1 protein-coding gene is annotated in these 712 nt (G+C 69.5%); it reads left to right on the forward strand.

What is annotated here, in order from left to right:
- On the forward strand, positions 1-712 hold a 712-nt coding region (locus FL311_RS43470), incomplete at both ends, for an AMP-binding protein (protein ID WP_141333578.1).

The raw sequence follows: 712 nt of genomic DNA on the forward strand, positions 1-712 counted from the left end.
CTCGACACCGTCCTCCAGAAGACTCCCTTCAGCTTCGACGTCTCCGTCTGGGAGTTCTTCTGGCCCCTTCTCACCGGCGCTCGCCTCGTCCTCGCCAGGCCCGGCGGACACCAGGACCCCGCCTACCTCGTCCACCTCCTCTCCGACGAGCGCGTCTCCACCGTCCACTTCGTCCCCTCCATGCTCCGCGCCTTCCTCGAGGAGCCGGGGCTCGACTCCCTCAACCACCTGCGCCGCGTCCTCTGCTCCGGTGAGGCCCTCCCCGCGGACCTCGTCTCACGCGCCCACTCGCGCCTTCACCCTTCCTCCGAGTTCCACAACCTCTACGGCCCCACCGAGGCCGCCGTCGACGTCTCCTTCTTCCACTGCGCTCGCGGCTCCTCCCTCTCCTCCATCCCCATCGGCAGGCCCGTCGCCAACACCCGCCTCTACGTCCTCGACTCCCAGGGGCAACCCGCCCCCGTCGGCGTCCCGGGCGAGCTCTTCATCGGCGGTGTCCAGGTCGGCCTCGGCTACTGGCGCTCTCCTCACCTCACCGCCGAGCGCTTCATCCCCGATGCCTTCAGCGACTCTCCCGGCGCTCGCCTCTACCGCACCGGTGACCTCGCTCGCTGGCTCCCCGACGGCACCCTCGAGTACCTCGGCCGCTCCGACTTCCAGGTCAAGCTGCGTGGCTTCCGCATCGAGCTCGGTGAAGTCGAGAACGCGCTGC

This window comes from Myxococcus sp. AB025B (assembly GCF_006518215.1).
GTDB classification, from domain to species: domain Bacteria; phylum Myxococcota; class Myxococcia; order Myxococcales; family Myxococcaceae; genus Myxococcus; species Myxococcus fulvus.